The 23457-nt window shown below is 71.9% G+C and carries 22 protein-coding genes and 1 pseudogene; 9 read left to right on the forward strand and 14 right to left on the reverse strand.

Annotated features, from left to right (window positions below; genetic code table 11):
* Positions 1 to 145: 145 nt before the first annotated feature.
* Both AB0D74_RS33815 and AB0D74_RS33820 read right to left on the reverse strand, forming a co-directional pair.
* Complete coding sequence (locus tag AB0D74_RS33815) at positions 146 to 1252, reverse strand: XdhC/CoxI family protein (RefSeq protein ID WP_362595452.1); 1107 nt, start codon at positions 1250 to 1252, stop codon at positions 146 to 148.
* Complete coding sequence (locus AB0D74_RS33820) at positions 1245 to 1397, reverse strand: hypothetical protein (protein WP_362595454.1); 153 nt, start codon at positions 1395 to 1397, stop codon at positions 1245 to 1247. The genes AB0D74_RS33815 and AB0D74_RS33820 overlap by 8 nt, the downstream gene beginning before the upstream one ends.
* Before the next feature lie 253 nt (positions 1398 to 1650).
* Here AB0D74_RS33820 and AB0D74_RS33825 point away from each other — a divergent pair, with 253 nt between their 5' ends.
* Together AB0D74_RS33825 and AB0D74_RS33830 are read left to right on the forward strand one after the other, a co-directional pair.
* A complete protein-coding gene (locus tag AB0D74_RS33825) occupies positions 1651 to 3639 on the forward strand; it encodes a translation factor GTPase family protein (RefSeq protein ID WP_362595456.1) in 1989 nt (662 codons plus the stop codon).
* Between the two features lie 67 nt (positions 3640 to 3706).
* A complete protein-coding gene (locus AB0D74_RS33830) occupies positions 3707 to 5563 on the forward strand; it encodes a cellulase family glycosylhydrolase (RefSeq protein ID WP_362595458.1) in 1857 nt (618 codons plus the stop codon).
* Between the two features lie 60 nt (positions 5564 to 5623).
* Here AB0D74_RS33830 and AB0D74_RS33835 read toward each other — a convergent pair whose 3' ends face one another.
* Positions 5624 to 6871 (reverse strand): YncE family protein, encoded by a 1248-nt coding sequence (locus AB0D74_RS33835; protein ID WP_362595460.1) that lies wholly within the window; start codon positions 6869 to 6871, stop codon positions 5624 to 5626.
* Between the two features lie 177 nt (positions 6872 to 7048).
* On the opposite strand from AB0D74_RS33835, the gene AB0D74_RS33840 reads away from it, so the two are divergent.
* Positions 7049 to 7708 (forward strand): TetR/AcrR family transcriptional regulator, encoded by a 660-nt coding sequence (locus AB0D74_RS33840; protein WP_362595462.1) that lies wholly within the window; start codon positions 7049 to 7051, stop codon positions 7706 to 7708.
* Between the two features lie 56 nt (positions 7709 to 7764).
* On the opposite strand, the gene AB0D74_RS33845 is transcribed toward AB0D74_RS33840, so the two are convergent.
* Positions 7765 to 9090: an alpha/beta fold hydrolase gene (locus AB0D74_RS33845; protein ID WP_362595464.1), complete on the reverse strand. Its 1326-nt coding sequence runs from the start codon at positions 9088 to 9090 to the stop codon at positions 7765 to 7767.
* 240 nt (positions 9091 to 9330) lie between these two features.
* Positions 9331 to 10554, reverse strand: coding sequence for an FAD-dependent monooxygenase (locus AB0D74_RS33850; RefSeq protein ID WP_362595466.1), 1224 nt, complete (start codon positions 10552 to 10554; stop codon positions 9331 to 9333).
* Positions 10555 to 10897: 343 nt separating this feature from the next.
* Here AB0D74_RS33850 and AB0D74_RS33855 point away from each other — a divergent pair, with 343 nt between their 5' ends.
* Positions 10898 to 12877 carry a ricin-type beta-trefoil lectin domain protein gene (locus AB0D74_RS33855; RefSeq protein ID WP_362595468.1) on the forward strand — a complete coding sequence of 660 codons (1980 nt, stop codon included), beginning with the start codon at positions 10898 to 10900 and terminating at the stop codon, positions 12875 to 12877.
* Between the two features lie 96 nt (positions 12878 to 12973).
* On the opposite strand, the gene AB0D74_RS33860 is transcribed toward AB0D74_RS33855, so the two are convergent.
* A complete protein-coding gene (locus AB0D74_RS33860; RefSeq protein ID WP_362595470.1) occupies positions 12974 to 13309 on the reverse strand; it encodes a hypothetical protein in 336 nt (111 codons plus the stop codon).
* Positions 13306 to 14904, reverse strand: coding sequence for a cytochrome c oxidase subunit I (ctaD, locus tag AB0D74_RS33865; protein ID WP_362595472.1), 1599 nt, complete (start codon positions 14902 to 14904; stop codon positions 13306 to 13308). The genes AB0D74_RS33860 and ctaD overlap by 4 nt, the downstream gene beginning before the upstream one ends.
* A 105-nt stretch (positions 14905 to 15009) precedes the next feature.
* Here ctaD and AB0D74_RS33870 point away from each other — a divergent pair, with 105 nt between their 5' ends.
* Together AB0D74_RS33870 and AB0D74_RS33875 are read left to right on the forward strand one after the other, a co-directional pair.
* Positions 15010 to 15552, forward strand: coding sequence for a sigma-70 family RNA polymerase sigma factor (locus tag AB0D74_RS33870; protein ID WP_362595474.1), 543 nt, complete (start codon positions 15010 to 15012; stop codon positions 15550 to 15552).
* Positions 15545 to 16513 carry a CU044_5270 family protein gene (locus tag AB0D74_RS33875; protein WP_362595476.1) on the forward strand — a complete coding sequence of 323 codons (969 nt, stop codon included), beginning with the start codon at positions 15545 to 15547 and terminating at the stop codon, positions 16511 to 16513. The genes AB0D74_RS33870 and AB0D74_RS33875 overlap by 8 nt, the downstream gene beginning before the upstream one ends.
* A 10-nt stretch (positions 16514 to 16523) precedes the next feature.
* On the opposite strand, the gene AB0D74_RS33880 is transcribed toward AB0D74_RS33875, so the two are convergent.
* Together AB0D74_RS33880 and AB0D74_RS33885 are read right to left on the reverse strand one after the other, a co-directional pair.
* On the reverse strand, positions 16524 to 16709 hold the full coding sequence (locus AB0D74_RS33880) for a hypothetical protein (RefSeq protein WP_362595478.1): 186 nt from the start codon (positions 16707 to 16709) through the stop codon (positions 16524 to 16526).
* Positions 16697 to 17062, reverse strand: coding sequence for a nuclear transport factor 2 family protein (locus AB0D74_RS33885; RefSeq protein WP_362595480.1), 366 nt, complete (start codon positions 17060 to 17062; stop codon positions 16697 to 16699). The genes AB0D74_RS33880 and AB0D74_RS33885 overlap by 13 nt, the downstream gene beginning before the upstream one ends.
* Before the next feature lie 173 nt (positions 17063 to 17235).
* Here AB0D74_RS33885 and AB0D74_RS33890 point away from each other — a divergent pair, with 173 nt between their 5' ends.
* Positions 17236 to 17532 (forward strand): hypothetical protein, encoded by a 297-nt coding sequence (locus AB0D74_RS33890; protein ID WP_362595482.1) that lies wholly within the window; start codon positions 17236 to 17238, stop codon positions 17530 to 17532.
* Positions 17533 to 17631: 99 nt separating this feature from the next.
* On the opposite strand, the gene AB0D74_RS33895 is transcribed toward AB0D74_RS33890, so the two are convergent.
* A complete protein-coding gene (locus AB0D74_RS33895) occupies positions 17632 to 19398 on the reverse strand; it encodes an ABC transporter ATP-binding protein (protein WP_362595484.1) in 1767 nt (588 codons plus the stop codon).
* Positions 19399 to 19478: 80 nt separating this feature from the next.
* Entirely contained in the window at positions 19479 to 20060 is a 582-nt protein-coding gene (locus AB0D74_RS33900) for a rhodanese-like domain-containing protein (protein WP_362595486.1), read from the reverse strand.
* 91 nt (positions 20061 to 20151) lie between these two features.
* Here AB0D74_RS33900 and AB0D74_RS33905 point away from each other — a divergent pair, with 91 nt between their 5' ends.
* Positions 20152 to 20439, forward strand: a complete 288-nt coding sequence (locus AB0D74_RS33905) for a metal-sensitive transcriptional regulator (RefSeq protein WP_362595488.1) — start codon at positions 20152 to 20154, stop codon at positions 20437 to 20439.
* 177 nt (positions 20440 to 20616) lie between these two features.
* Here AB0D74_RS33905 and AB0D74_RS33910 read toward each other — a convergent pair whose 3' ends face one another.
* From AB0D74_RS33910 to AB0D74_RS33920, 3 genes and pseudogenes are all read right to left on the reverse strand, one after another.
* Positions 20617 to 21366, reverse strand: coding sequence for a sulfite exporter TauE/SafE family protein (locus tag AB0D74_RS33910; RefSeq protein WP_362595490.1), 750 nt, complete (start codon positions 21364 to 21366; stop codon positions 20617 to 20619).
* Positions 21363 to 21686 (reverse strand): rhodanese-like domain-containing protein, encoded by a 324-nt coding sequence (locus tag AB0D74_RS33915; RefSeq protein WP_362595506.1) that lies wholly within the window; start codon positions 21684 to 21686, stop codon positions 21363 to 21365. The genes AB0D74_RS33910 and AB0D74_RS33915 overlap by 4 nt, the downstream gene beginning before the upstream one ends.
* Positions 21684 to 23030, reverse strand: a pseudogene (locus AB0D74_RS33920) (MBL fold metallo-hydrolase); the annotation flags it as partial. The gene AB0D74_RS33915 and the pseudogene AB0D74_RS33920, both read right to left, overlap by 3 nt.
* Positions 23031 to 23269: 239 nt before the next feature.
* Between AB0D74_RS33920 and AB0D74_RS33925 the strand changes: the two are divergent.
* Positions 23270 to 23457: alcohol dehydrogenase catalytic domain-containing protein (locus tag AB0D74_RS33925; RefSeq protein ID WP_362587592.1), on the forward strand; the 188-nt coding region annotated here is incomplete at its 3' end.

A 23457-nucleotide genomic window follows, 5' to 3' on the forward strand; every position in this document is an offset into this window, starting at 1 on the left:
GCCGTCCGCCGCGATGCTAGGGAGCGGGCCGGGACCGGAACCATGGTCCGGACGTTGTGTTCATAGTGTTCGACGGGCGGAACACGCCGTCGCGGCCAGGTGTGTTGCCGCCGGCACGGCTCACTCCTCCCGGCGGCGGGCCCGGTCAGCGGACGGCGGATGCGTGGATGGCTCCGGTGGTCGTGGTCAGGGGCGCCCCGCTGCCGCCCCAGCGCAGGGCCACGATCTCGGCGGCGACGGAGACCGCGACCTCCTCCGGGGTACGGGCGCCGAGGTCGAGGCCGAGCGGTGAGCGCAGCCGGGACAGCTCGGCCTCGGTGAGACCGGCCTCGGCCAGCCGGGCGCGCCGCTCGTCGTGGGTCCGGCGGCTGCCCATCGCCCCGATGTAGGCGGCCGGCCGGCGCAGTGCCTCCTCCAGCAGCGGCACGTCGAACTTGGGGTCGTGGGTGAGGACGCAGATCACCGTGCGGTCGTCGGTCGCGGTGCGGCTCAGATAGCGGTGCGGCCAGTCGACGACGACCTCGACGGCCGCCGGGAAGCGCTTCGGGGTGGCGAAGACCGGGCGGGCGTCGCACACGGTGACCCGGTAGCCGAGGAAGTCGCCGATGCGGGCCACCGCCGCCGCGTAGTCGATCGCGCCGAAGACCAGCATCCGGGGCGGCGGCGCGAACGACTGAAGGAACACGGTGACCGCGTCCTCGCGGCGTTCGCCGTGCGGTCCGTAGTGCCGCAGGACGGAGGCGCCGAGGGCGAGTTCGCCGCGCGCGTCGGCGGTGACGGCCACGTCGAGGCCGGTCGTGCCGAGGGAACCGGCCGCCCGGCCCGGCCAGACGGCGAGCGAGGCGCCCCGCGGCGCGGGTCCTTCCACCACCGTGGCCACGGTCACCGGCTCGCCCTCCGAGACCGACGCGGCCACCGCGCCGAAGGCCGGGTCGGAGTCCGCGGTCACCGGCCGGACCAGCAGGGTGATCTCGCCCCCGCAGGTCAGCCCGACCGCGAACGCGTCCTCGTCGCTGTAGCCGAAGGTCCGCAGCGACGGCTCGCCGGTCGCGACGACCTCCTGCGCCAGTTCGAAGACGGCGCCCTCGACACAGCCGCCGGACACGCTGCCCACCACCTCGTCGGCCGGACCCACGGCCATGGCCGCACCGGGCCCGCGCGGCGCGCTGCGGCTGACCGCGACCACCGTGGCGAGACCGAACGGGATCCCGGCCGCGTGCCAGCCCGCCAACGTCGGCAGAATCTCACGCACCGTCCGCTCCGCGGTTCGAGGTGCCGCAGCCGATCGGGGTGCCGGTGGGGCCGAGACGCTCGCACCGGTAGTGGGCCGGCAGCAGGCGGGGTTGCGCCTCGTCCTCGCAGCGCGTGCGGTCCACCGTCACCTTGACGTGGGTCATGAGGCCTCCAGACCGTGCGGCGGGAGCGGGGGATGCCGGCCGGGCGGTGTGATGTAGATCACTCTAGAGCCGCGCCCGGGGGGCGGCGAGCGCTGCGGCGGGGCTCTTGTTGAGCGTTAATCCATTGCCGTCGCCGGGGCCGTCCTGCTGCACTGCTCCTCACCCGACGTCACCCAGAGAGGACCACCGATGCGCGCTGCGTGCATGTCCACCGAGGAAGGAACCCCACCCATGCCGAAGGACATCACGCCCCGTGCACATGCTCAATCTCGGAATTCTCGCCCATGTCGACGCAGGTAAGACCACGCTGACCGAACGGCTGCTGCACACGGCCGGCGTCACCGACGAGCTCGGCAGCGTCGACGACGGCAGCACCCGCACCGACACCCTCGCCCTGGAGCGGCAGCGCGGCATCACCATCAGGTCCGCCGTGGTGTCGTTCCCGCTGGACGGCGTCACCGTCAACCTCATCGACACCCCGGGCCACCCGGACTTCATCGCCGAGGTGGAGCGGGTCCTCGGTGTCCTGGACGGCGCGGTCCTCGTCGTCTCGGCCGTGGAGGGCGTCCAGGCGCAGACCCGCGTCCTGATGCGGACCCTGCGGCGGCTGCGCATCCCCACGCTGGTCTTCGTCAACAAGATCGACCGGCGCGGCGCCCGTGACGACGCCGTCCTCGCCCAGCTGGCCCGCAGGCTCGCCGTCCCGCTCGTCCCCATGGGCCGCCCCACCGCGCTCGGCACCCCCGCCGCGCGCTTCGTGCCCGGCCTCGACCCGGCCGCGCCGGACGCCCTGGCCGACCACGACGACGCGCTGCTCGCCGCCTGGCTCGACGGCGGCGTTCCCGAGCCCCGGCTGCGCGCCGCCCTGGCCGAACAGACCCGGCGCGCCCTGGTCCACCCGGTGTACTTCGGCTCGGCCGCCACCGGCGCGGGCGTACCCGACCTGATCGCCGGCATCGAGCGGCTGCTCCCGGCCGCCTGCGGTGACCCGGCCGGCCCGTTCTCCGGCACGGTCTTCAAGGTGGAGCGGGGCCCGGCGGGGGAGAAGATCGCGTACGCGCGCCTCTTCTCCGGCACGCTGGGGGTGCGCGACCGGATCCCGTTCGGCGGCGACCGCACCCCGGCCGGCGGCCGGCCGGAGGGCCGGGTCACCGGGCTCAGCGTCTTCGAGGACGGTACGGACCTCCGGCGGGACAGCGCCGGTGCCGGACGGATCGTCAAGGTGTGGGGGCTCGGCGGCATCCGGATCGGCGACGCCCTCGGGCTGCCGGGGCGGGCGTACGAGCACCATTTCGCGCCCCCGACCCTGGAGACCGTCGTGGTCCCCGGCCCGGGCACCGACCGGCGCGCCCTGCATGTCGCCCTCACCCAGCTCGCCGAGCAGGACCCCCTGATCGACGTCCGGCACGACGAGGTACGGCAGGAGACCTCTGTCTCCCTCTACGGCGAGGTCCAGAAGGAGGTCGTCCAGGCGACCCTCGCCGACGAGTACGGCCTGGACGTCGCGTTCCGGGAGACGACCGTCATCTGCGTCGAACGGCTCACCGGCACCGGAGCCGCCGTCGAGTTCAACAAGAAGGACGGCAACCCCTTCCTGGCCACGGTCGGCCTGCGGGTGGAGCCGGCCCCGCCGGGCGCGGGCGTCGGCTTCCGGCTCGAGGTGGAGCTGGGCGCCATGCCGTACGCCTTCTTCAAGGCCGTCGAGGACACCGTGCGCGAGTCGCTCGGCCAGGGGCTGCACGGCTGGCGGATCCCGGACTGCACGGTGACCATGACGCACTCCGGCTACTCGCCGCGGCAGAGCCATGCCCACCAGGGCTTCGACAAGAGCATGTCCAGCACCGGCTACGACTTCCGCGGGCTGACCCCGCTGGTGCTCACCGAGGCGCTGCGGCGGGCCGGCACCCTGGTGCACGAGCCCATGCACCGCTTCCGGCTGGAGGCCCCGGCGGACACGCTCGGCGCGCTGCTGCCGGTGCTCGCCGGGCACGGCGCGGTGCCCCAGGGGACCGGTACCGAGGGGACGCTCGCCGTCCTGGAGGGCGCCGTGCCCGCGGCCCGGGTGCACGGGCTCGAACAACGGCTGCCGGGGCTGACCCGAGGCGAGGGCGAGCTGGAGACCGCCTTCGACCATTACGCGCCGGTGGTGCGGGGGCCGGTCCCGGAGCGGTCGCGGACCGATCACAACCCGCTGAGTCGCAAGGAGTACCTGTTGAACGTGACGGGTCGCGTGGCCGGGTGAGTGAACCGGTACTCAACTTACTCGTGAGTCAGAAGTATTGACTGTGTCCGGAAATCACCGGACTGTAATGGGCATGACGAATATCCGGGCACGACTGATCGTTGTCCTGGTTGTCCTCTGTGGATTCCTCGCGGTGGCGGGCGCCCCGTCCGCCACCGCAGCCACCCCGTCCGACTCCCTCTCGTTCGACGGCACCGCGCTCACCGTGCAGAACGGCCGTTTCACCGACGGCCAGGGCCGTGAGGTCGTGCTGCGCGGCTACAACGTCTCCGGCGAGACCAAGCTGGAGGAGAACAGCGGCCTGCCCTTCGCCTCGGTCGCCGACGCGAAGAAGTCCGCCACCGCGGTGCGCGCCCTCGGCGGCGGCAACGCCGTGCGCTTCCTGCTCTCCTGGGCGCACGCCGAACCCGTCCAGGGCCAGGTCGACACCACCTACCTGGCCGCCGTGACCGCGCAGATGCAGGCGTTCCTCGACGCCGGCATCCGTGTCTTCCCCGACTTCCACCAGGACCTGTACTCCCGCTACCTGTTCAACTCGGGCAGCTGGTACACGGGCGACGGCGCCCCCGAGTGGGCGGTCGCGCTGGGCGGTTACCCGGCCGAGTCCTGCGGCATCTGCCTCTTCTGGGGCCAGAACATCACCCAGAACGCGGCCGTCCAGAAGGCCCAGTACGACTTCTGGCACAACAACTACGGTCTCCAGGACTACTTCCTGGCCACCGCCCAGACCACCATGGCCTACCTGGCCCAGCACCTGACGTCCGACGAGTTCGCGGGCGTCGTCGGCTTCGACCCGTACAACGAGCCGTACGCCGGCAGCTACGACTCCGGTGAGACCTCCCGCACCTGGGAGCAGAACCGGCTCTGGCCCTTCTACCAGAAGTTCCGGGCCCGGATGGACGCGGCCGGCTGGACCGCCAAGCCCGCCCTGGTCGAGCCGAACCTCTACTGGAACGGCAACGTCACCAACCAGGAGGGCGGACTGCTCGACGCGGGCACGCTCGGCTCGCGGTACGTCTTCAACACCCACTTCTACGACCAGAAGGCGATCTCCGGCATCCTGATGTGGGGCAACGCCTCCGACGGCCAGTACTCGACCGACTTCGGCACCATCCGCGACCGCGCCTCGGCCGCCGGAACGACGGCGATCGTCAGCGAGTTCGGGCATCCGCTCTCCGGCACCACCTCCGGCAAGGCGCCCACCGTCGACAAGGCGATGTACCAGGCCCTCGACTCCCGTCTCTCCGGCGCCAACTGGTGGTCCACTCCGGCCTCCTCCGGACCGGTCCTCTCCGGCACCCAGTGGCAGTGGGACATCTACAACGGCCGCCACCACGAGCTGATGAACGACAACCCGGACAAGGTCCTCACCTCCGGCGACGCCTGGAACGACGAGGACCTCTCGGCCGTGAACATGACCGACTCGGGCACCGTGACGCTCCGTCAGGACGCCCGGCTGCTCGACCGGATCTACCCGTCCGCCACCTCGGGCACCACCCTCGCGTTCACCTACGAGGACCGCTCCCGGGACGGCTCCACGACCCTGACCTGGAACCCGGTGCCCAGCTCGCTGCCGAACGTGGCCGCGCTGGTCGGCTCCGGCCAGTACGCACTCCAGGTGTGGCGTTCCAGCAGCGCCACCGCACCCACCGAACTCCACCTGCCGGCCTCCTTCGCGACCGCGTCCACCACCGTCGTCTCCGACCTGGGCACGTCCTACGCGCCCCCGGCGTACACGTCCTCGACCCCGGTCGGCGTGGCGGCGGAACCGGGTGGGACGGGCAGCCGCCGACTGCTGCTCACCGACTCGGACTCCGGCGTGCTGCACTACGCGCTGGTGACCAACGGGGCGACCTCGCCCGGCACCACCGTCCTCAACGCGGCCAAGGCGGAGCTGGCCGCCTGGGCGGCGGCGAAGTTCTGACCCGTGCTTCGGCCTCCGGGGTGCCGCGCACCCCGGAGGCCGAAGTTCTCCGACGTTCCGTCAGCTACCGCTCGCTCCGGTCCAGCCGGCCTGCACATGGCCGAGCCGGACGCGCTGCGGGTGGTCGCCGACCGGCACCGACGTCACCTTCTGGCCGGTGCCGAAGTCGATCGCGGTCACCTGGTCGGCGCCGCTCTCCGAGATGACGCAGTCCTTGCCGTCACCGCTGACCGTGGCCCAGTACGGGGTGGACGCCGTGACGAGCGGCCCCTCCTGCAGAGTCGCGCGGTCGACGATCGTGGCGTAGTTGTCCATGGTCCCGGCGACGCACAGCTTGGTGCCGTCCGGCTTCATCGAGATGCCGTGGTGGCGGGAGTCCAGCAGCCAGGTGGTGCGGTCGGTGCTGGTCGCGGGGTTCGCCGGCAGGGTCTTCACCCGGGTGATCTTGTCGGTGGCGATGTCGTACTCCAGGAAGCCGTTGAAGAACGACACCTGGAAGTACATCTTCGACCAGTCGGGCGTGAAGGCCGCGGGCCGGACCGCGTCCGAGAAGTCCGTCAGACCGATCGCGTCAAGACGGGCGCGCATGTCGATCGTCTTGACCTGCTGGTACGTCGTGGCATCAGCGACGGTGATGTGCCGGTCGCCCTTGGTCCAGTCCCAGATCGGGTCGTCGAGCGAGGTGGTGACCTCGCCGATCGACATGTTCCAGATGTACTTGCCGTCGGGGCTGAAGACGTTCTCGTGCGGCTTGTCACCGGTGGCGAACTCGCCCAGTTCCGTACCGGTGTTGATGTCCAGCACCTGCACTTTGTTCGCGGTGGACGCCGAGACCGCGACCTTGGTGCCGTCGGGGGAGACGGCCATGTGGTCGGCACGGTAACCGGCCACCGGGAAACGCCAGTTGATGGTGTCCGTGGCGAGGTCGATGGAGACGACGTCGGCGAAGCTGGGGCGGGAGACGACCACGGACTTCCCGTCCGGCGTGGAGTACATGTCGTCCACGTACTGGTCGTGGCCCTGGCCGACCTCGTTGCGGATCGACGTGTAGTAGATCCACTTGATCGGGTCGGCGTTGATCTCGGTTATCCGCGCGTCCTTGTCGGGGACGACGTTGATCTGGCCGACCTTGGCGAAGTCGCCGGACGAGTTCAGGACGGTCGCGGTGCCGTCCCAGTTGTTGCCGACGAACAGCACCTCGCGCAGCGAGGCGTCGGCCGCGGCGGTGGCGGCCGTCGCGGGCGCGACGGCGGTCAGGACGAGGGCGGCGGCCACGGAGCAAAGGTGCCTGGGTCTGAAAGCAGGCATGACTGCTCTCTCCTCTGAGGGGGGGGTGGGGGCACGCCCGCGCGGTCACGAGGTCACGGAATCTGAACACGGGCGCTTTCAAAGCGAACTTACTGAAAAGTAAGGAGGGGGTGGATGACTCCACAAGAGGCGTACGCGAGAAAATTGGCCATCGGGCGGTCGACGGAGGGGGCAGTCTTGGCGGGCAGACTCAAGGCACCGACAGGTCGCTACGGCGGCCGGTCCGCCGAGGAGCGCAAGGCCGACCGGCGTCGGCGCTTCCTGGACGCGGCGCTCCAACTCTTCGGCGAGGCACCGGGGTTCCGCGCCACGACCGTCGCCGCGCTGAGCCAGACGGCCGGTCTGTCGACCCGTCAGTTCTACGAGGAGTTCCACACGCTGGAGGACGTGCTCGCCGCGCTGCACCTGGAGGTGAACGGGTGGGCGGAGGAGGCGGTGCGGGACGCGTTCGCGGAGGCGGAGCCCTTGCCGCTGGTCGAGCGGGTGACGGTGCTGTTCCGGGCCTACGCCCGTGACGTGACCTCCGACTCCCGCCGTATCCGTATCGCCTTCGTCGAGATCATCGGGGTCAGCCCCCGGCTGGAGGAGCAGCGGCTGGCGCGGCGGGCGCGGTGGGTGGAGCTGATATGCACCGAGGCGGACGCGGCCGTCGCGCGTGGCGACGCGGCCCCGCGGGACTACCGGCTGGCCGCCACGGCCTTCATCGGCAGTGTGAACGGGTTGCTGCACGACTGGAGCGCGGGGTGGGTGGAGGCGAGCCTGGACGAGGTCGTGGAGGAGCTGGTGCGGCTGCTGGTGGGGATCCTGCGGCCGGAAGGGTGGACGCCCGGGGGATGAGCGGCGCCCGATGAGCTGCGCAACGGGGCTGGAGTCGGCCCCGTTGCGCGGCTCGGTCAGGGCTGGACGGGCAGGCTCCAGCAGTTGGAGCCGGCCGCCTTGCCCGCGAGCCGGTCGGTGAGCCAGCCGATGGCGTCGCCCTGGTCGGTGAGGAGCGGGGCGAAGTGGTTCAGGAGCGCGCTGCCGACGTCGGGCAGGACGACGGGCTTGTACGTGACGTTCGCGCCCTTCGCGCACCAGTCGACGGCGAGTCGGCGGGCCTGGGCGTGCGGGACGAGGTTGTCGCTGACGCCGGTGGCCAGCCGGACGGGTCCGGACGGTTCGAGGGTGCCGATGCGCTGGCTGTCCAGAAAGGACCGGAGCGCGGGCGTGGCGGCGATGATGTCGCTGATGGACCGGCCGTCGGTCGTCCACCGGGTGCTCTTCGCGTAGGCGTAGCCGAAGAGCGCGTCTCCGACGCACATGGTCGACAGATCGGTGAGGGCGGCCTTGCCCGCCGCGTTGAGATGCGCCTCGGCGATCGGCTTCAGGTCCGGGTCGGACTGGAGGAAGCCGTTGAGCGACCAGCCCAGGGCGCCGGCCAGTTCGCTGCCGTCGATGGCCTTGGTGACCGAGGTCAGATCGGCGGGCGGCGCGCCCGCGTAGGTCCCGGACAGGGTGACGTCGGGGGCGTACGACGCCTGGAGTTCGGCTGCGGCTGCGGTCGCGCCGCCGCCCTGGCTGTAGCCGAACAGGCCCACTCGGGACGCCTTGGTGACGGAGGCTCCGGTGACCTGACGGGCGGCGCGGACCGCGTCCAGGACCGCGTGTCCCTCGTCGACGCGGTTGACGTAGGTGTGCAGCCGGTCGGTGGCGCCGAGGCCGGCGTAGTCGGTGACGACGACCGCGACGCCCTTGGCGAGGAGGCGGTAGATCGCCAGGTCCTCGTAACCGACCGACACCGTCTGGCTGTTGACGGTCAGCGGGTGTTCCAGGCCGAGGGAGGCGGCGCACTGGTCGCCCTGCCCCATGGTGCCGGGCGCCACCGCGACCAGGGGGCGCGGCCCGGTGCCGGACCAGTCGGCGCTCGGTTCGATGTAGGCGCCGGTGACGGCGACGGGCTGCCCGTCGGAGTCGGTGGACTTGTACATCAGCCGCGTCGCGGTGCCGGGCAGGGTGCCGTCGAGGCCGGGCAGGCTGAGGGCGAGCGGGAGGGGCTCGCTGCGGATCAGGGTGCCGTCCGCCGTGGGCAGTTCGGCGGGCGGGTTGTAGAACGCGGGGATGGTGACGCCCCGGGAGACCACCTCGTCCGCCGCCGTGGCGGCGGTGCTGGTGAGGGCCTGGGTGCCGAGGCAGGCGGCAGCGGTGACCGCTGCCGCCAGAAGCATGCTGCGTGGGGGCATGGCGAACCTCCTGTGATGCGGCCGGCAGTGAGGTGCACAGGGAAAACGGCGGGAGAGCGGGCCGTCCCGGGCCCGCTCACACCGCGGTGAAGTAGTTCGCCAGGACATTACGCGCGAGTAAGTTACTCGTGGTAGCACCGCGTAGGTTACGGTTCGGTAATTTGACGGATTGTCTAACTGCGGTGACTGCGGCCACCGTTTCGTGTGCGTACCGCCCCGGATGTACCTGCCGGGCGCCGGCTATTCGGGAAGCGGGTTCTGACCCATGCGCCGGTGGCCGACCCGGGCCGCCGCTCGTACGACGGAGAAGCCGTAGGCGAGCATGTCGTGTTCGTAGGCGGCCAGGGCCTCGGGAAGGGTGAGTTGCCCGTCGGCGACCTTCCCGAGCGCGCGGCCGAGCAGGGCTCCGTCACGCATCGCGACGTTGGCACCGCGGCCCAGGGTGGGTGTCATCGCGTGGACGGCGTCTCCGAGGAGGGTGACGTCGGTGGGTGCGTCGAGCGAGGTCGGCACACTGGTGTACATCTTGACCAGGAAGAAGGAGGCCGGATCCGCACCGCGGACGAGGTCGGCGGCGCCGGTCGGCCAGTCACGGAGGGCCTCGGCGGCGAGGGCGCGAAGTTCCTCGCCCGAGCGGGCGCGCGGCGCGCCGTCCGTCTCCGGGAAGAACTCGTGGCGACCGCCCACGATGCAGACGACGTAGTCGTCCTGGTCGCGCATCGGGACGCCGGGGGCGAACCGTGCCACAGCCTCGGCGGGGGAGGTCGGGAAGCGGACGCAGCCCAGTCCGAGGAACACCTTCCGCTCGTCCGAGGCGATGGTGAAGATGTCCGTCATGGTCTCCGCGGGCACGACGGTCTCGGCCGCCGCCCTCGGCAGGCGGCCGTAGAACGCGGTGATCCCGGCGTCGACCGTCTCGCTGTGCGGGGCCCGCAGGCGGCGGACGGCCGAGCGGATGCCGTCGGCGCCGACGAGGACGTCGCCGCGCGCCTGGGAGCCGTCGGTGAAGTACGCGGTCACCCCGTCGGAGTCGCTCTCGTAGTGGTCGAGGGCCTTGCCGAAACGCACGGTGCCCTCCAGGCCGGCGAACAGGATCTGGCGCAGGGTCGCGCGGTCGACGTTGGCGTGGGATCCAGGGCCGACCTGGGCGGGCCGGACGGCTTCGCCGTGTTCGTCCTGCGCCGGCAGGCGCTTGAGGACCGACAGGTCGGTCCCGAGGATCGTGGTGAACGGCTCGGTGAACTGTGCGGTCGCCTCGAACACCGCGTGGAGGTCGGCGGGGAGGACCTCGCGAGCGGCGCGCAGCGCGTCGGTGTCCAGGTGGAGGCGGTAGCCCTGGGGCCGGTCCCACGGGCTTGCGTCGCGTTCGAAGACCGCGACGTCGATGTTGTGGCCGCGCAGCGACCGGGCGAGAGTGAGACCGCCGAGGCCGGCGCCGGCGACGAGAACCTTCAGGTCAGACATGACCGTCCCTTGTTCGAGTTCGACAAAGGACGCACAGGTGACCTGACCAGGCCGTTGCACGAACGCTGAGGCGTCACCCGGACTACCTACCGGGCCGTGGCTTTCGTACGTCGCCCGGACCGTAGCGCGCGCTCGCGGTGCTGTGCAAGCCGGTGCGGGAGCGCGGTCGGGCGCAGGGTGAACGACCCCGGGAACACCGGGAGTTCACCGCTGTCGCAGCCGTTGACTTACCTCTCCGGCGGCTCTACGGTCGGCGCGCGACACGTTCGGAACACCGATCCACGTTCGGAATCCCGAACGAATGTGAGTCGTACCCCCTCGTGCACCCCCGTGGAGGAGCCGCATGTATCCCCCGCCCAGAACGACCGACAGCGGTTTCGTACGGCACCTGTGGGCCGTCGCCGTCCGCGCCCTCGCCCTGATCCTGACGGCCGCCGCCGCGCTGCTCTTCGCCACGCCGGGACCGGCCCAGGCGGCGACGGTCCGGCAGATCTCGGTGCCCACCGCCCCGATGGGCTGGGCCTCCTGGAACAGTTTCGCGGCGAAGATCGACTACGACGTCATCAAGGCGCAGGTCGACGCGTTCGTCGCGGCCGGGCTTCCGGACGCAGGCTACAAGTACATCAACATCGACGAGGGCTGGTGGCAGGGCACCCGCGACAGCTCGGGCAACATCACCGTCGACACCGGTGAGTGGCCCGGCGGCATGAGCGCCATCGCCGACTACATCCACAGCAAGGGCCTGAAGGCCGGCATCTACACCGACGCGGGTGCCAACGGCTGCGGCTACTACTACCCGACCGGCCGGCCCGCCGCCGCCAACACCGGCAGCGAGGGGCACTACGCCCAGGACATGCTCCAGTTCTCCGAGTGGGGCTTCGACTTCGTGAAGGTCGACTGGTGCGGCGGCGACGCCGAGGGCCTGGACGCCGCCACCGCCTACAAGTCGATCAGCTCGGCGGTCGCCACGGCCGCCGCCACCACCGGCCGCCCGCTGACCCTGTCCATCTGCAACTGGGGCTACCAGAACACCTGGAACTGGGCGACGGGCCTCGCCCCCATGTGGCGGACCAGCACGGACATCTACTACTACGGCGGCACCGCGTCCCAGTCGGCCGTCCTGTCCAACTTCGACCAGACCCTGCACCCGGCCGCCCAGCACACCGGCTACTACAACGACCCCGACATGCTCACCGTCGGCATGTCCGGCCTCACGGCGGCCCAGAACCGCACCCACATGGCGCTGTGGGCGATCTCCGGTGCCCCGCTGCTCGCCGGCAACGACCTCACCACGATGACCGGCGAGACGGCCGCCATCCTCAAGAACTCCGACGTCATCGGCGTCGACCAGGACGCGCGCGGGCTGCAGGGCGTCAAGGTCGCGGAGGACAGCACCGGTCTGCAGGTCTACAGCAAGGTCCTCGCCGGCACCGGCAACCGTGCGGTCGTCCTCCTCAACCGCACCTCCTCCGCCGCGAACATCACCGCCCGCTGGTCCGACCTCGGCCTGACCGGCGCCTCGGCGACCGTGCGCGACCTGTGGGCGCAGTCGAACCTCGGCTCGTACGCGACGAGTTACACCGCAAGCGTCCCGGCCGGCGGCTCGGTCATGCTGAAGGTGAGCGGCGGTACGGAGGCGGCCGGCACGAGTTACAGCGCCTCCTCCACCGGCAAGTACACCGGCGTCAGCGCCGCGAGCACCGGCCTGGACGTCGTCGACGTCGCCTACACCAACACCGGCTCCACCGCCGTCACCGGCACCCTCCAGGTGAACGGCCAGACCGCCACCACCGTCTCCTTCCCGCCGACCGGGTCCTCGCAGGGCACCGTCTCGGTACAGGTCGACCTGAGCAAGGGGTCCGGCAACTCGCTCACCTTCACGGGAAGTTCGCTGCCGACGCTCGGCTCGGTCGCGGTCAGCCCGATCCCCGGCACCAACGGCACCCTCCTCGTGGGCGGACAGTCCAGCCGCTGCGCCGACATCTACAACAACACCATCACCAACGGCACCCAGGCCGAGATCTGGGACTGCAACGGCGGCCAGAACCAGGCCTGGACGTACACCTCGCGCAAGGAGTTCGTGGTGTACGGCAACAAGTGCCTGGACGCGTACAACCAGGGCACCACCAACGGCACCAAGGTCGTGATCTGGGACTGCAACGGGCAGAACAACCAGAAGTGGAACGTCAACTCGGACGGGACCATCACGAACGTCAACGCCGGGTTGTGCCTGGACGTGTACGGCGCGGCCACCGGGAACGGGTCCTCGCTGGTGCTGTGGACCTGCAACGGCGGGACCAACCAGCAGTGGAGCCAGAGCTGAGCCGGTAGGCCGCCGGGCGCGGGTGGACTGTGGCTGGTCGCGCACACGCGGCGGCAGCCGCATATCAGTCACAGCCCCGCGCCCCTGAAGGGGCGCTCAAGCAGCCAGCGTCACTAGAGCCGTTGCTGCCAGCAGGGCGCAGGTCAGCAGGAAGCAGGCCAGCAGGCGTTGGCGTAGAGACCGGTATCTGGTCTCGTACTCACGCCTCAGTTGCTCGCCGCGTTGCGACGTGCGCCGCCAGGACGTTCTGGCCAGGTTCAGGTATTCGGCCTCGAAATGCCCTTCGAGATCCACCCGTTGGGCGTCCGTGAGCCAGCCGACGCGGTCCGCCAGCCGAGCCGCCGCCCGGCGCCCCTCCTCGCGCGTCGCCGCCAGCAGCAGATGCCCTTCGACCTGGGCGACCAGTGCGCGCTCCTCCTCCCGTGCCGTCACCGGGCGCTCAACTCACGCTCCACGGCGGCATGGTGCAGGTCGAACGCCGGTGACTCGCTGCGGATCCGCGGGAGCGACGTGAAGTTGTGGCGCGGGGGCGGGCACGATGTCGCCCACTCCAGCGAACGGCCGTAGCCCCACGGGTCGTCGACGCCGACCCTCTTCCCGTACTTCGCCGTCTTCCAGACGTTGTAGAAGAACGGGAGCAGCGACGAGCCCAGCAGGAACGAGAAGATCGTCGAGACCGTGTTGAGGGTGGTGAACCCCTCGACCGCCAGGTAGTCGGGGATCCGGCGCTGCATGCCCTCGGCGCCCAGCCAGTGCTGGACGAGGAAGGTGCCGTGGAAGCCGATGAACAGGGTCCAGAAGGTGATCTTGCCGAGGCGTTCGTCGAGCATCTTGCCGGTGAACTTGGGCCACCAGAAGTGGAAGCCGGAGAACATCGCGAAGACGACCGTGCCGAAGACCACGTAGTGGAAGTGGGCGACGACGAAGTACGAGTCGGAGATGTGGAAGTCGATGGGTGGGGACGCCAGCATCACTCCGGTGAGGCCGCCGAAGAGGAATGTCACGAGGAAGCCGGTGGCCCAGAGCATGGGCGTCTCGAAGGACAGCGAGCCCTGCCACAGGGTGCCGATCCAGTTGAAGAACTTCACCCCGGTCGGTACCGCGATCAGGAAGGTCATGAAGGAGAAGAACGGGAGGAGGACGCCGCCGGTGACGTACATGTGGTGCGCCCACACGGTCACGGACAGACCGGCGATCGAGATGGTCGCGGCCACCAGGCCCATGTAGCCGAACATCGGCTTGCGGGAGAAGACCGGGATGACCTCGGAGATGATGCCGAAGAACGGCAGCGCGATGATGTACACCTCCGGGTGGCCGAAGAACCAGAAGAGGTGTTGCCAGAGCAGTGCTCCGCCGTTCGCCGCGTCGAAGACGTGGGCGCCGAACTTGCGGTCCGCCTCCAGGGCGAACAGGGCGGCGGCGAGGACGGGGAAGGCGAGCAGGACCAGGACGGCGGTCAGCAGCACGTTCCACACGAAGATCGGCATGCGGAACATCGTCATGCCGGGCGCGCGCATGCAGATGATCGTGGTGATGAAGTTGACCGCGCCGAGGATCGTGCCGAAGCCGGAGAGCGCCAGACCCATGATCCACATGTCGGCGCCGATCCCCGGGGTGCGCACCGCGTCCGAGAGCGGGGCGTAGGCGAACCAGCCGAAGTCGGCGGCGCCCTGCGGGGTGAGGAAGCCGCCCACCGCGATCAGTGACCCGAGCAGGTAGAGCCAGTAGGCCAGCATGTTCAGCCGCGGGAAGGCGACGTCGGGGGCGCCGATCTGGAGCGGCATGATCCAGTTCGCGAAACCGGCGAAGAGCGGGGTCGCAAACATCAGCAGCATGATCGTGCCGTGCATCGTGAACGCCTGGTTGAACTGCTCGTTCGACATGATCTGCAGACCGGGGCGGGCCAGTTCGGCGCGCATCAGCAGGGCCATCACACCGCCCACGCAGAAGAACGAGAACGCCGTGACCAGGTACAGCGTCCCGATCGTCTTGTGATCCGTGGTCGTCAGCCACTTGAGGTTCCTCATGCCCCGCCTGTGTCCTGGCCGTGCCCGCCGGTCACACTCGACGGATGCGACGAGCGTCACGGAGACGGGTGTGACGATCGGGAAGGTGCCGGACAAGAACGGGACATGAGCAACGACGAGATCTTCGCCGCTGCCTATCGCGAGCACTACTGGGCGGTCAGCCGCTATGTCGCGCGGCGACTGGACGGGCGGACCGGCGAGGTGGAGGAAGTGGTGGCGGAGGTGTTCACGGTGGCCTGGCGCCGCCGCACCGACCTGCCGGCTACCCCGCTGCCCTGGCTGTACGGCGTGGCACGCAACTGCCTCGCCAACGCGGTACGCGGACACGGGCGCCGGCGCCGGCTGCTGGACCGGCTGGGCAACGACCAGACCGCGCACGGACGGCACATCGTGGCCGCCCCGGACAGCGAGCGGCCGGGCGCGTGGGTGCACGACGCGCTGGCCCGGCTGTCCCCGGCCGACCAGGAGGTGCTGCGGCTGGCCGCGTGGGAGGAGCTCGGGGCCGACGAGATCGCCGTCGTCCTGGGCTGCGGCGGCCGGGCGGCGGCGATGCGGCTGCACCGCGCCCGCCACCGGCTCAGAGCCGAGATCGACCGACTGCGCCCGCCCGCCGCCGAGGCCCTTCCCGAGGAACACCGCCATGGCTGACGAACTCCACCTGCTGCGCGCCGCCGACCCGGCGCCCGCCGACGGCCCCCACTTCGGCGACGGCCCCCTCGACCACGCCGCCGAACGCCACCTCGACCACCTGCTGCACGGCCCCCGCCCCGGCCGCCGGACCGGGTCCCGGCCGCGGCTGGTGTGGGGGCTGACCGCCGTCGCCGTCGTGGTGGCCACCACGCTCGCCGTACTGCTCGGCGGCTCCTCGGGCGCCCCGGCCGTCGCCGCACCCCGGCCGCTGGCCGTCCGCGCCCACTCCACCGCCGTACCGCTCGCCCAGGTCGCGGAACTCGCCGCGGTGGCCGCTACGGACGGCTCCCCGGCGCTGCGCCGGGGCACCCATGTGCAGTCCTGGAGCCTGGCCATGAGCGACGACCGGCCGCCGGTCACCCTGCCCGAGGAGCGTGTGGTGCGCTGGCGGGCCGACGGCACGCACACCGAGGTGGTCGTGGCGACCGACCCGGACCACGCGGGCCGGCCCGTGCTGACCGACACGGGCCGGGTCGAGGACGGCCACGTGCTCAGCCGGCGGACGTTCCCGCCGATGTGGGGCGACGCCCCGCCCCTGTCCACACCCCCGCACGACCCCGCGAAGCTGCGCGCCTACCTCACCGAACTGATCCACGGCGACACCCTCACCACGTCCGAACTCCTCGACGCCACCGCCGAGGTGCTGGACAACTGGACCCTCGGGGCACGTGAGTCGGCAGCCCTGGCCGAGCTGCTCGCCGACGCGAAGGGGCTGCGGCCCGCCGGACAGGTCACCGACCGGCTGGGCCGCACCGGTCAGGCGTACGTCCTCGACGCGGGCACCGGCGGACGGCGGATGCTGGTCCTGGACCCGGCCACCGGCACCGTACTCGGCCTGGAGACCACGTTCACCAGGGACGACCCCGCGTACGGGGTGCGGGCCGGGGACGTCATGGACTACCGCGCGTGGATGCGCTGACCAGCGCCGGTCACGGCGACCGAGGCGCTCGCCGTCCCCGGTGCCGGTGCGCGGTGCGCAGCATCGCCCGCAGCAGCGCGGTGCAGGCGCGGGGGCGTGGGCGGTGGGCGTGGCCCAGCGTCGCGCGCGCCGAGAAGGTCCAGGTCAGCCGCGAGCTGACCTGGACCCGCCCGGTCCTTGCGACTACTCGTCCCATGCCTGGATCATGATCTGTTCGGCGATCTTGCCGTCGCGCAGCGTGATCATCGACTCGGCGAGCACCCGGACCCCGTCCCCGTACTCGCAGGACTCGCTGAAGGCGGCCCGGTCGCCCTGGACGATGCACTGGTCCAGGGTGTGCGTCATGTCGCGGCTGTAGACGTCGTCCAGCAGCGCGGCGATGTCCCGGCGGCCGTGCAGGACCTTGGGGTGGCTGGGCTGGGTGTTGCGGTCGATGATGCGGATCTCCGCGTCGTCCGCGTAGAGCGCCAGGAGGCTGTTCCCGGTGTTCCCCTCTATGGCCCGGCGCAGCGTGTCGGTGTCGAACGTGGAACCCGTCGCGGTGCCCATGGTGACCTCCTGCGGGAGCCCGCGACCCGATGCGGAGCAGGCCGCGCGAGCCCCTCACAACGAGCGTCCCCCGCCCCGCCGGGCTCGGCAAGCGCAGGCCGTGCGCTCCTCCTGACGGGTGAGGGGGACCGGCTGCCCGTGTCCGCCCCGGCGCCGGGCCCGTTGCTGAGGACATGATCTCAACACGACGTATCGTCGCCGCCGTCGGCCTTGCCGTCGGGGTCACCGGCCTCGCCGCGCCGCTGGCGAACGCGGCCGACGCGGGCGCGCAGCACCCCGGGAAGCTCACCGCGCTCGGCGTGCTCGACTCGGTCACCAGCAGTGACGTCCCCGCGGAGTACCGGGGCAGGATGCCGAAGGTCTCGGAGCAGGTGCAGGGGCTGAACGGACTCCACAAGCTGGGTGAGCTGCACCAGCTCACCGACCTGGCCGCGCCCGTCATGGGACTGCTCCCGGGCATCGAGGCCTGATCCCGTCGCACACCGAGGGCCGTCCCGCGCAGGGGCGGCCCTCTTCGTTGCCCGTTGCCTGTTCCCCGGTCCTCGTTCCCGGTTCCTTGTGCTCAGTGCTCAGTGCTCCGAGGCCAGGAACTGCGTCGCCGCCAGCTCCGCGTACAGCGGGTCCGCGGCGACCAGCTCGCGGTGCGTGCCGACCGCGCGGACCCGGCCCGCGTCCATCACGACGATCCGGTCCGCCATGGTCACCGTCGACAGCCGGTGCGCGACCACCAGCACCGTGGTGGACCGTGCGACGTCGGCGACCGTGTCCCGGAGCGCCGCCTCGTTCACCGCGTCCAGCTGCGAGGTGGCCTCGTCCAGGAGCAGCAGCCGGGGCCGGCGCAGCAACGCCCGTGCGATCGCCACCCGTTGGCGTTCCCCGCCGGACAGCTTGGTGCCGCGATGGCCGACCAGCGTCTCCAGGCCCTGCGGCAGCCGCGCGACCAGACCGTCGAGCCGGGTCGTCTTCACCACCCGTGTGACCGCGTCCTCGTCCGCCGCCGGATTGCCGAGCAGCAGGTTGTCCCTGAGCGTGCCCGACAGCACCGGCGCGTCCTGCTCGACGTACCCGATGGCCGAACGCAGCAGCGGCAGTTCCCAGTCGGCGACCGGGCGGCCGTCCACGGCGACGGTGCCGGACTCGGGGTCGTAGAACCGCTCGATCAGCGAGAACACGGTGGTCTTGCCCGCACCGGACGGCCCGACGAACGCGGTCATGCCCCTGGCGGGGACGTCGAAGCTGACACCGTGGTGGACGTACGGCAGGTCGTCGGCGTAGCGGAAGCGTACGTCGGTGAAGGCGACCGAGGCCGGTTCGGTGCCGGGGGACGGCAACTCGGCGGGCCGGGACGCGGGTTCGGCGGGCAGCCGCAGCGCCTCCTGGATCCGGGCGAGCGCGCCGGCGCCGGTCTGGTACTGGGTGATCGCGCCGACGACCTGCTGGATCGGCTGCATCAGATAGAAGACGTAGAGCAGGAACGCGACCAGCGTGCCCACCCCGATCGCACCGGTCGCCACCCGCGCCCCGCCCACCGCGAGCACTGTGATGAACGCCAACTGCATCGCGAGCCCTGCCGTGTTGCCCGCCGCGGCCGACCACTTGGCGGCTCGTACGCTCTGCCGCCAGGACTCCTCGGCGGCCTCGTGCAGGGCGAGTTCCTCCCGGTGCTCGGCACCGGACGCCTTCACCGTGCGCAGCGCGCCCAGGACCCGCTCCAGCGAGGCCCCCATCACCCCGACCGCGTCCTGCGCCCGGCGGCTCGCCCGGTTGATGCGCGGCACGATCGTGCCCAGTACCGTGCCCGCCGCCGCGATCACCACGAGGGTGACGGCAAGGAGCACCGGATCGACCACCCCCATCATCACCACGGTGGCGACCAGGGTGAGCCCGCCGGTGCCGAGCGCGACCAGCGAGTCCGTGGTGACCTCGCGTAGCAGCGTGGTGTCCGAGGTGATCCGGGCCATCAGGTCACCGGGTTCGGTCCGGTCCACCGCGGTGATCCGCAGCCTGAGCAGGTACGACGACAGGGTGCGCCGCGCCCCGAGCACCACCGACTCCGCGGTGCGTCTGAGGACGTACGAACCCAGCGCGCCCACCCCGGCGTTGGCGACGACGAGGGCCGCCATCGCGAGCAACTTGCCGGTGATGGAACGGTCGTGGGACAGGTCGTCGATCAGCCCCCGGGCCACCAGCGGCAGCAGCAGCCCGGTCGCACCCGTCACCAGCGAGAGCGCCGCACCGGCCAGCAGGGCCCAGCGGTGCGGCCGTACGTAGGAGAGGAGCAGCCGGAACACGGGCTCCTTCGGCTGTTTCGTCGGAAGTGCGTCTGCGGCGGTCACGGTGCTCCTCGTCCGGGCGGCGGGCTGCGCCCTCCGACGATCCCCAGGCTACGACGGCCGGTTGCGGCCCCGGCGCCCGGTCAGCCACGGGCGGAACCGAGCCTCGCCAGGGTCGCGTCGAGGTCGGCCGGACGCGGCCGGTTGTGCGGCAGCCTGGACAGGAGCGCGGCCATTGCGCAGGTGTCGGTGAGCGCCGAGTACACCAGGCCGCCGGCGACCCCCGCCGACAGCAGCAGCCAGGCCGGGTGCAGCGGGCCGAGGCCCAGGCCCACGAGGACGGCGGCCCCGGCGGTGAACCGCACCTGGCGTTCCATGGCCCAGGTCGCGCGGGACCCGCCCCGCGGCCGGTGCAGTGCGTGACCGTGCCCGGCCCAGCCGTGCGTGCCGCCGGTGAGGGTGGCCGCCGGGATGCCGTGTCCGGCGAGGACCGACCGGGCGCGCTCGGCCCGGGCGCCGGAGGCGCAGACGAGGAGGAGCCCGCCGTGTGCCGCGCGGAGCGCGGGCAGGGCCCGGTCCAGGCTGTCCAGGGGGATGTTGTGGGCGCCGGGCACATGGCCCGTGGCGTACTCGGCGGGTGTACGGACGTCGACGACGGTCAGCTCCGGCAGGCGGGCGAGGGCCTGGTCGGGGGTGAGATCCGGGTTCGGGGGAGTGGTGGTCATGGCGGATGCGATCCTTCCTTGCAGTGCTGAGCGGTGGGTTCGCCCGAGGGGCGGGTAAAATACCCCTACGGGTATGTAAGGAGTGGTGGTCGTGGAGCTTCAGTTCGAGGGCGACGAGCTCAAGTCGGTGCTGAACCGGCTGCGCCGGGCGCAGGGGCAGATCTCCGGCGTGATCAAGATGATCGAGGAGGGCCGCGACTGCGAGGACGTGGTCACCCAGCTCGCGGCGGCCTCGCGCGCCCTGGACCGGGCGGGTTTCGCGATCATCGCGACCGGGTTGCAGCAGTGCATCGCCGATCCCGGGCGGGGTGGCGCGGACGGTGAGACGAGCGAGCAGATGAAGGCCCGGCTGGAGAAGCTGTTCCTCTCCCTCGCCTGAGCGGCTTCGCCGCAGGCTCTGCGATCTGCAGTCTGTCGTCTGTCGTCTGCGGCGCCGTCGTGGCTGGTCGCGCAGTTCCCCGCGCCCCTTGCGGGGCGCAGGGGGGTGCCGGGTGTGCGGCGTTGTTGTGGCTGGTCGCGCAGTTCCTCGCGCCCCTTGCGGTGCGCACGGGGTGGGTCAGGTGAGGGCGTCGGTCAGCATGGAGGCGGATACCGCGAGGAGGGCGTAGGCGAAGAGGTGCTGGAGGGTGGTTGCGGAGAGGCGGGAGGCGAGGTGTTTGCCGTCCCAGGCGCCGAGGATCGCGGCGCCGGCGAAGGGGCCGACGGCCGACCAGTCGATGTCGGCTGCCGCACCGGCGCGTGCTGCCAGCGCGGTGAGTGAGTTGATCGTGATGACGAGGAGGCTCGTGCCGATCGCGGCGCGCATCCGGAGCCCCACGACGTTCACCAGGGACGGTACGGCGAGGAAGCCGCCGCCCACCCCGAGCACGCCGGTCACCGCGCCGAGACCGGCGCCCGCCGCGGCCACCCGGGACGCCCGGGCCGGTACCGGCGCCGTGGACCGGACGGCCGCCGGGCGCAGCATGCGCAGGGCCGCCACGGCGGCGAGCACCGCGAACGCCCCGGTCAGCAGCGCGGCCGGCAGCTGCCGGGAGACCGCGCCGCCGACCGCCGCCGGAACGATCCCGGCCGCCGCGAACACCGCACCGGCCCGCCAGCGCACCGCGCCCTCGCGGGCGTGCGCGACCAGCGCGGTGGCCGAGGTGACCGTGACGACGACCAGGCTCGCGGTGGTGGCCGCGGCCGGGCTGAAGCCGAGCAGGTAGATCAGGGCCGGTACGGCCAGCACGCTGCCGCCGCCGCCCAGGGCCCCGAGCGCCAGCCCGGTGACGGCCCCGGCGCCGAGGGCGAGGAGAAGCGTGCTCATCCGGCGGTGCCCCCGGCGGTCACCGCGAGGCCTGCCGCGCGCCAGGCGGTCATCCCGCCCACGACGTCCACCGCGTCGAGCCCGCGGGCGGTCAGCAGCGCCGCCGCCTCCCGGGAGCGGCGGCCCGAGTGGCAGATCACGACGAGCGGGCGGTCCGCGGCGCCCGGTGGCAGCGATGCACCGGCCGCCAGCCCGGACAGCGGGGCGTGCACTGCCCCCGGCGCGTGTCCGGCCGCCCATTCGCCGGCCTCGCGGACATCCAGCAGTACGGCGTCCGCGTCCGTGCGCTCCCGCGCCTCGGCCGGGGTGAGCCGGGCCATCGGCAGCCCGGCCGCGTGTGCCGCCGCGAACCCGTCGTCCACGGCCACCACATCGCGCCCGGCCGCGTCGAGCAGCGAGGCGGCGACGGCGGCCCGCATCCCGCCCGCGCAGTGCACCCACACCGTGCCGCCGGGTATCTCGCCGAGCCGCTCCCGCACCTGGTGCAGGGGTATGTGGAGCGAGCCCCGTAGGTGGCCGCCGGCCCGTTCCGCATCCCGGCGCACGTCCAGGACGACGACGTCCCGCATGCCGCGTGCGGCCAGCTCCGCGAAGGTGGCCCGGGGGAAGGAGCGGAGCCGTTCGCCCGCGCGCAGCCAGGCCTCGGGCGTGCCGGTGGCCGCCGCGGCCGGGCGGTCGATGCCGACGCGGGTCAGCTCCCGCTGGGCAGCGGCGAGCTGGGCGGCCGACTCGGCGAGCAGCGTGACCGGCCGGCCCCAGGGCAGCAGCCAGGCCAGATAGGTGGCGAGCTGCCCGTCGGCCTCGAAGTTCAGGGTGCCCGGGACATGCCCCGCGGCGAACGCCACCCGGGTGCGCAGGTCCACCACCCACTCCCCGGCGGCCAGCCGCGCCGCGAGCTCCGCCGCGTCCGCCCGGCCCGGCGGCGTGAGGTCGACGGGGGCAGGACCTTCGGAGTTCAGCGGGCCCATGTGGGCGTAGTACGCCGGGACGTCGTCCAGGCCCGCCAGCAGCTCCGCGACGAACGTGTCGACGTCCTTGACCAGCGCGTCGTTCACCACGCGCTCCCTGCCGATGGTGGTGTCGGACCCGGTGGCGTCCCCGGCCGAGCAGAAGCTGCCGAAGCCGTGCGTCGGCAGCACCGCCGTCCCGTCCGGCAGCTCGGCGGCCAGCCGGTGCGCCGAGGCGTGCTGCGCCCGCGCCAGCTCGCCGGTGAGCCGGGGCTCCACCAGGTCGGGCCTGCCGACCGTGCCGATCAGCAGCGCACCGCCGGTGAAGACGGCCACCGCACGGCCGTTCTCCTCCAGGACGTACGAGGTGTGGTGCGGGGTGTGCCCGGGGGTGGCCAGCGCGCGCAGCGCAAGGCCCGCCTCGATCTCCAGCACGTCCCCGTCGGCCACCGGCACCCGCTCGTACGCCACCCGCGCCCCGGCCGGCACCACGTACGCGGCCCCGGTCAGCCGGGCCAGCTCCAGGCCGCCGGAGACGTAGTCGTTGTGCACGTGCGTCTCCACGACCTGCGTGAGCCGCACCCCGCGCCGGGCGACGGCCGCCAGCACCCGGTCCACGTCCCGGGGCGGATCGACCGCGACGGCACCGTGCGCCCCGCCCGCCAGATAGCCGCGATTGCCCAGTCCGGGCACCTCGATGGTGTCGATGAAGGACACGGCAGCACACTCCTCTCCTCGATCCCCCGGGTGAATTACCCCCGGGGGTATGTGTGCCACCGTAGCAGAGGTACCCCCGGGGGTATCTGACGGAAGCGGCGGGAGACTCGGACGGCCGCCGTCCGGCCCGGTCCACGGCGATTCGCGGCGATCGGCGACGGGCGATGCGTGCCGTCGCTGATCGTTCCCGCGTAGGGTCGGAAGAGAGCACGTCAGCAGAGCGAGGAAAGGGCAGGCCCATGGCGCAGGAAGTACGCGGCGTGATCGCACCGGGCAAGGGTGAGCCGGTGCGGGTCGAGACGATCGTGGTGCCCGACCCGGGGCCGGGCGAAGCCGTCGTACAGGTGCAGGCCTGCGGGGTCTGTCACACCGATCTGCACTACAGGCAGGGTGGTATCAACGACGAGTTCCCCTTCCTGCTCGGCCA

The sequence above is a fragment of the Streptomyces sp. NPDC048278 genome (assembly GCF_040652195.1).
Lineage (GTDB): Bacteria > Actinomycetota > Actinomycetes > Streptomycetales > Streptomycetaceae > Streptomyces.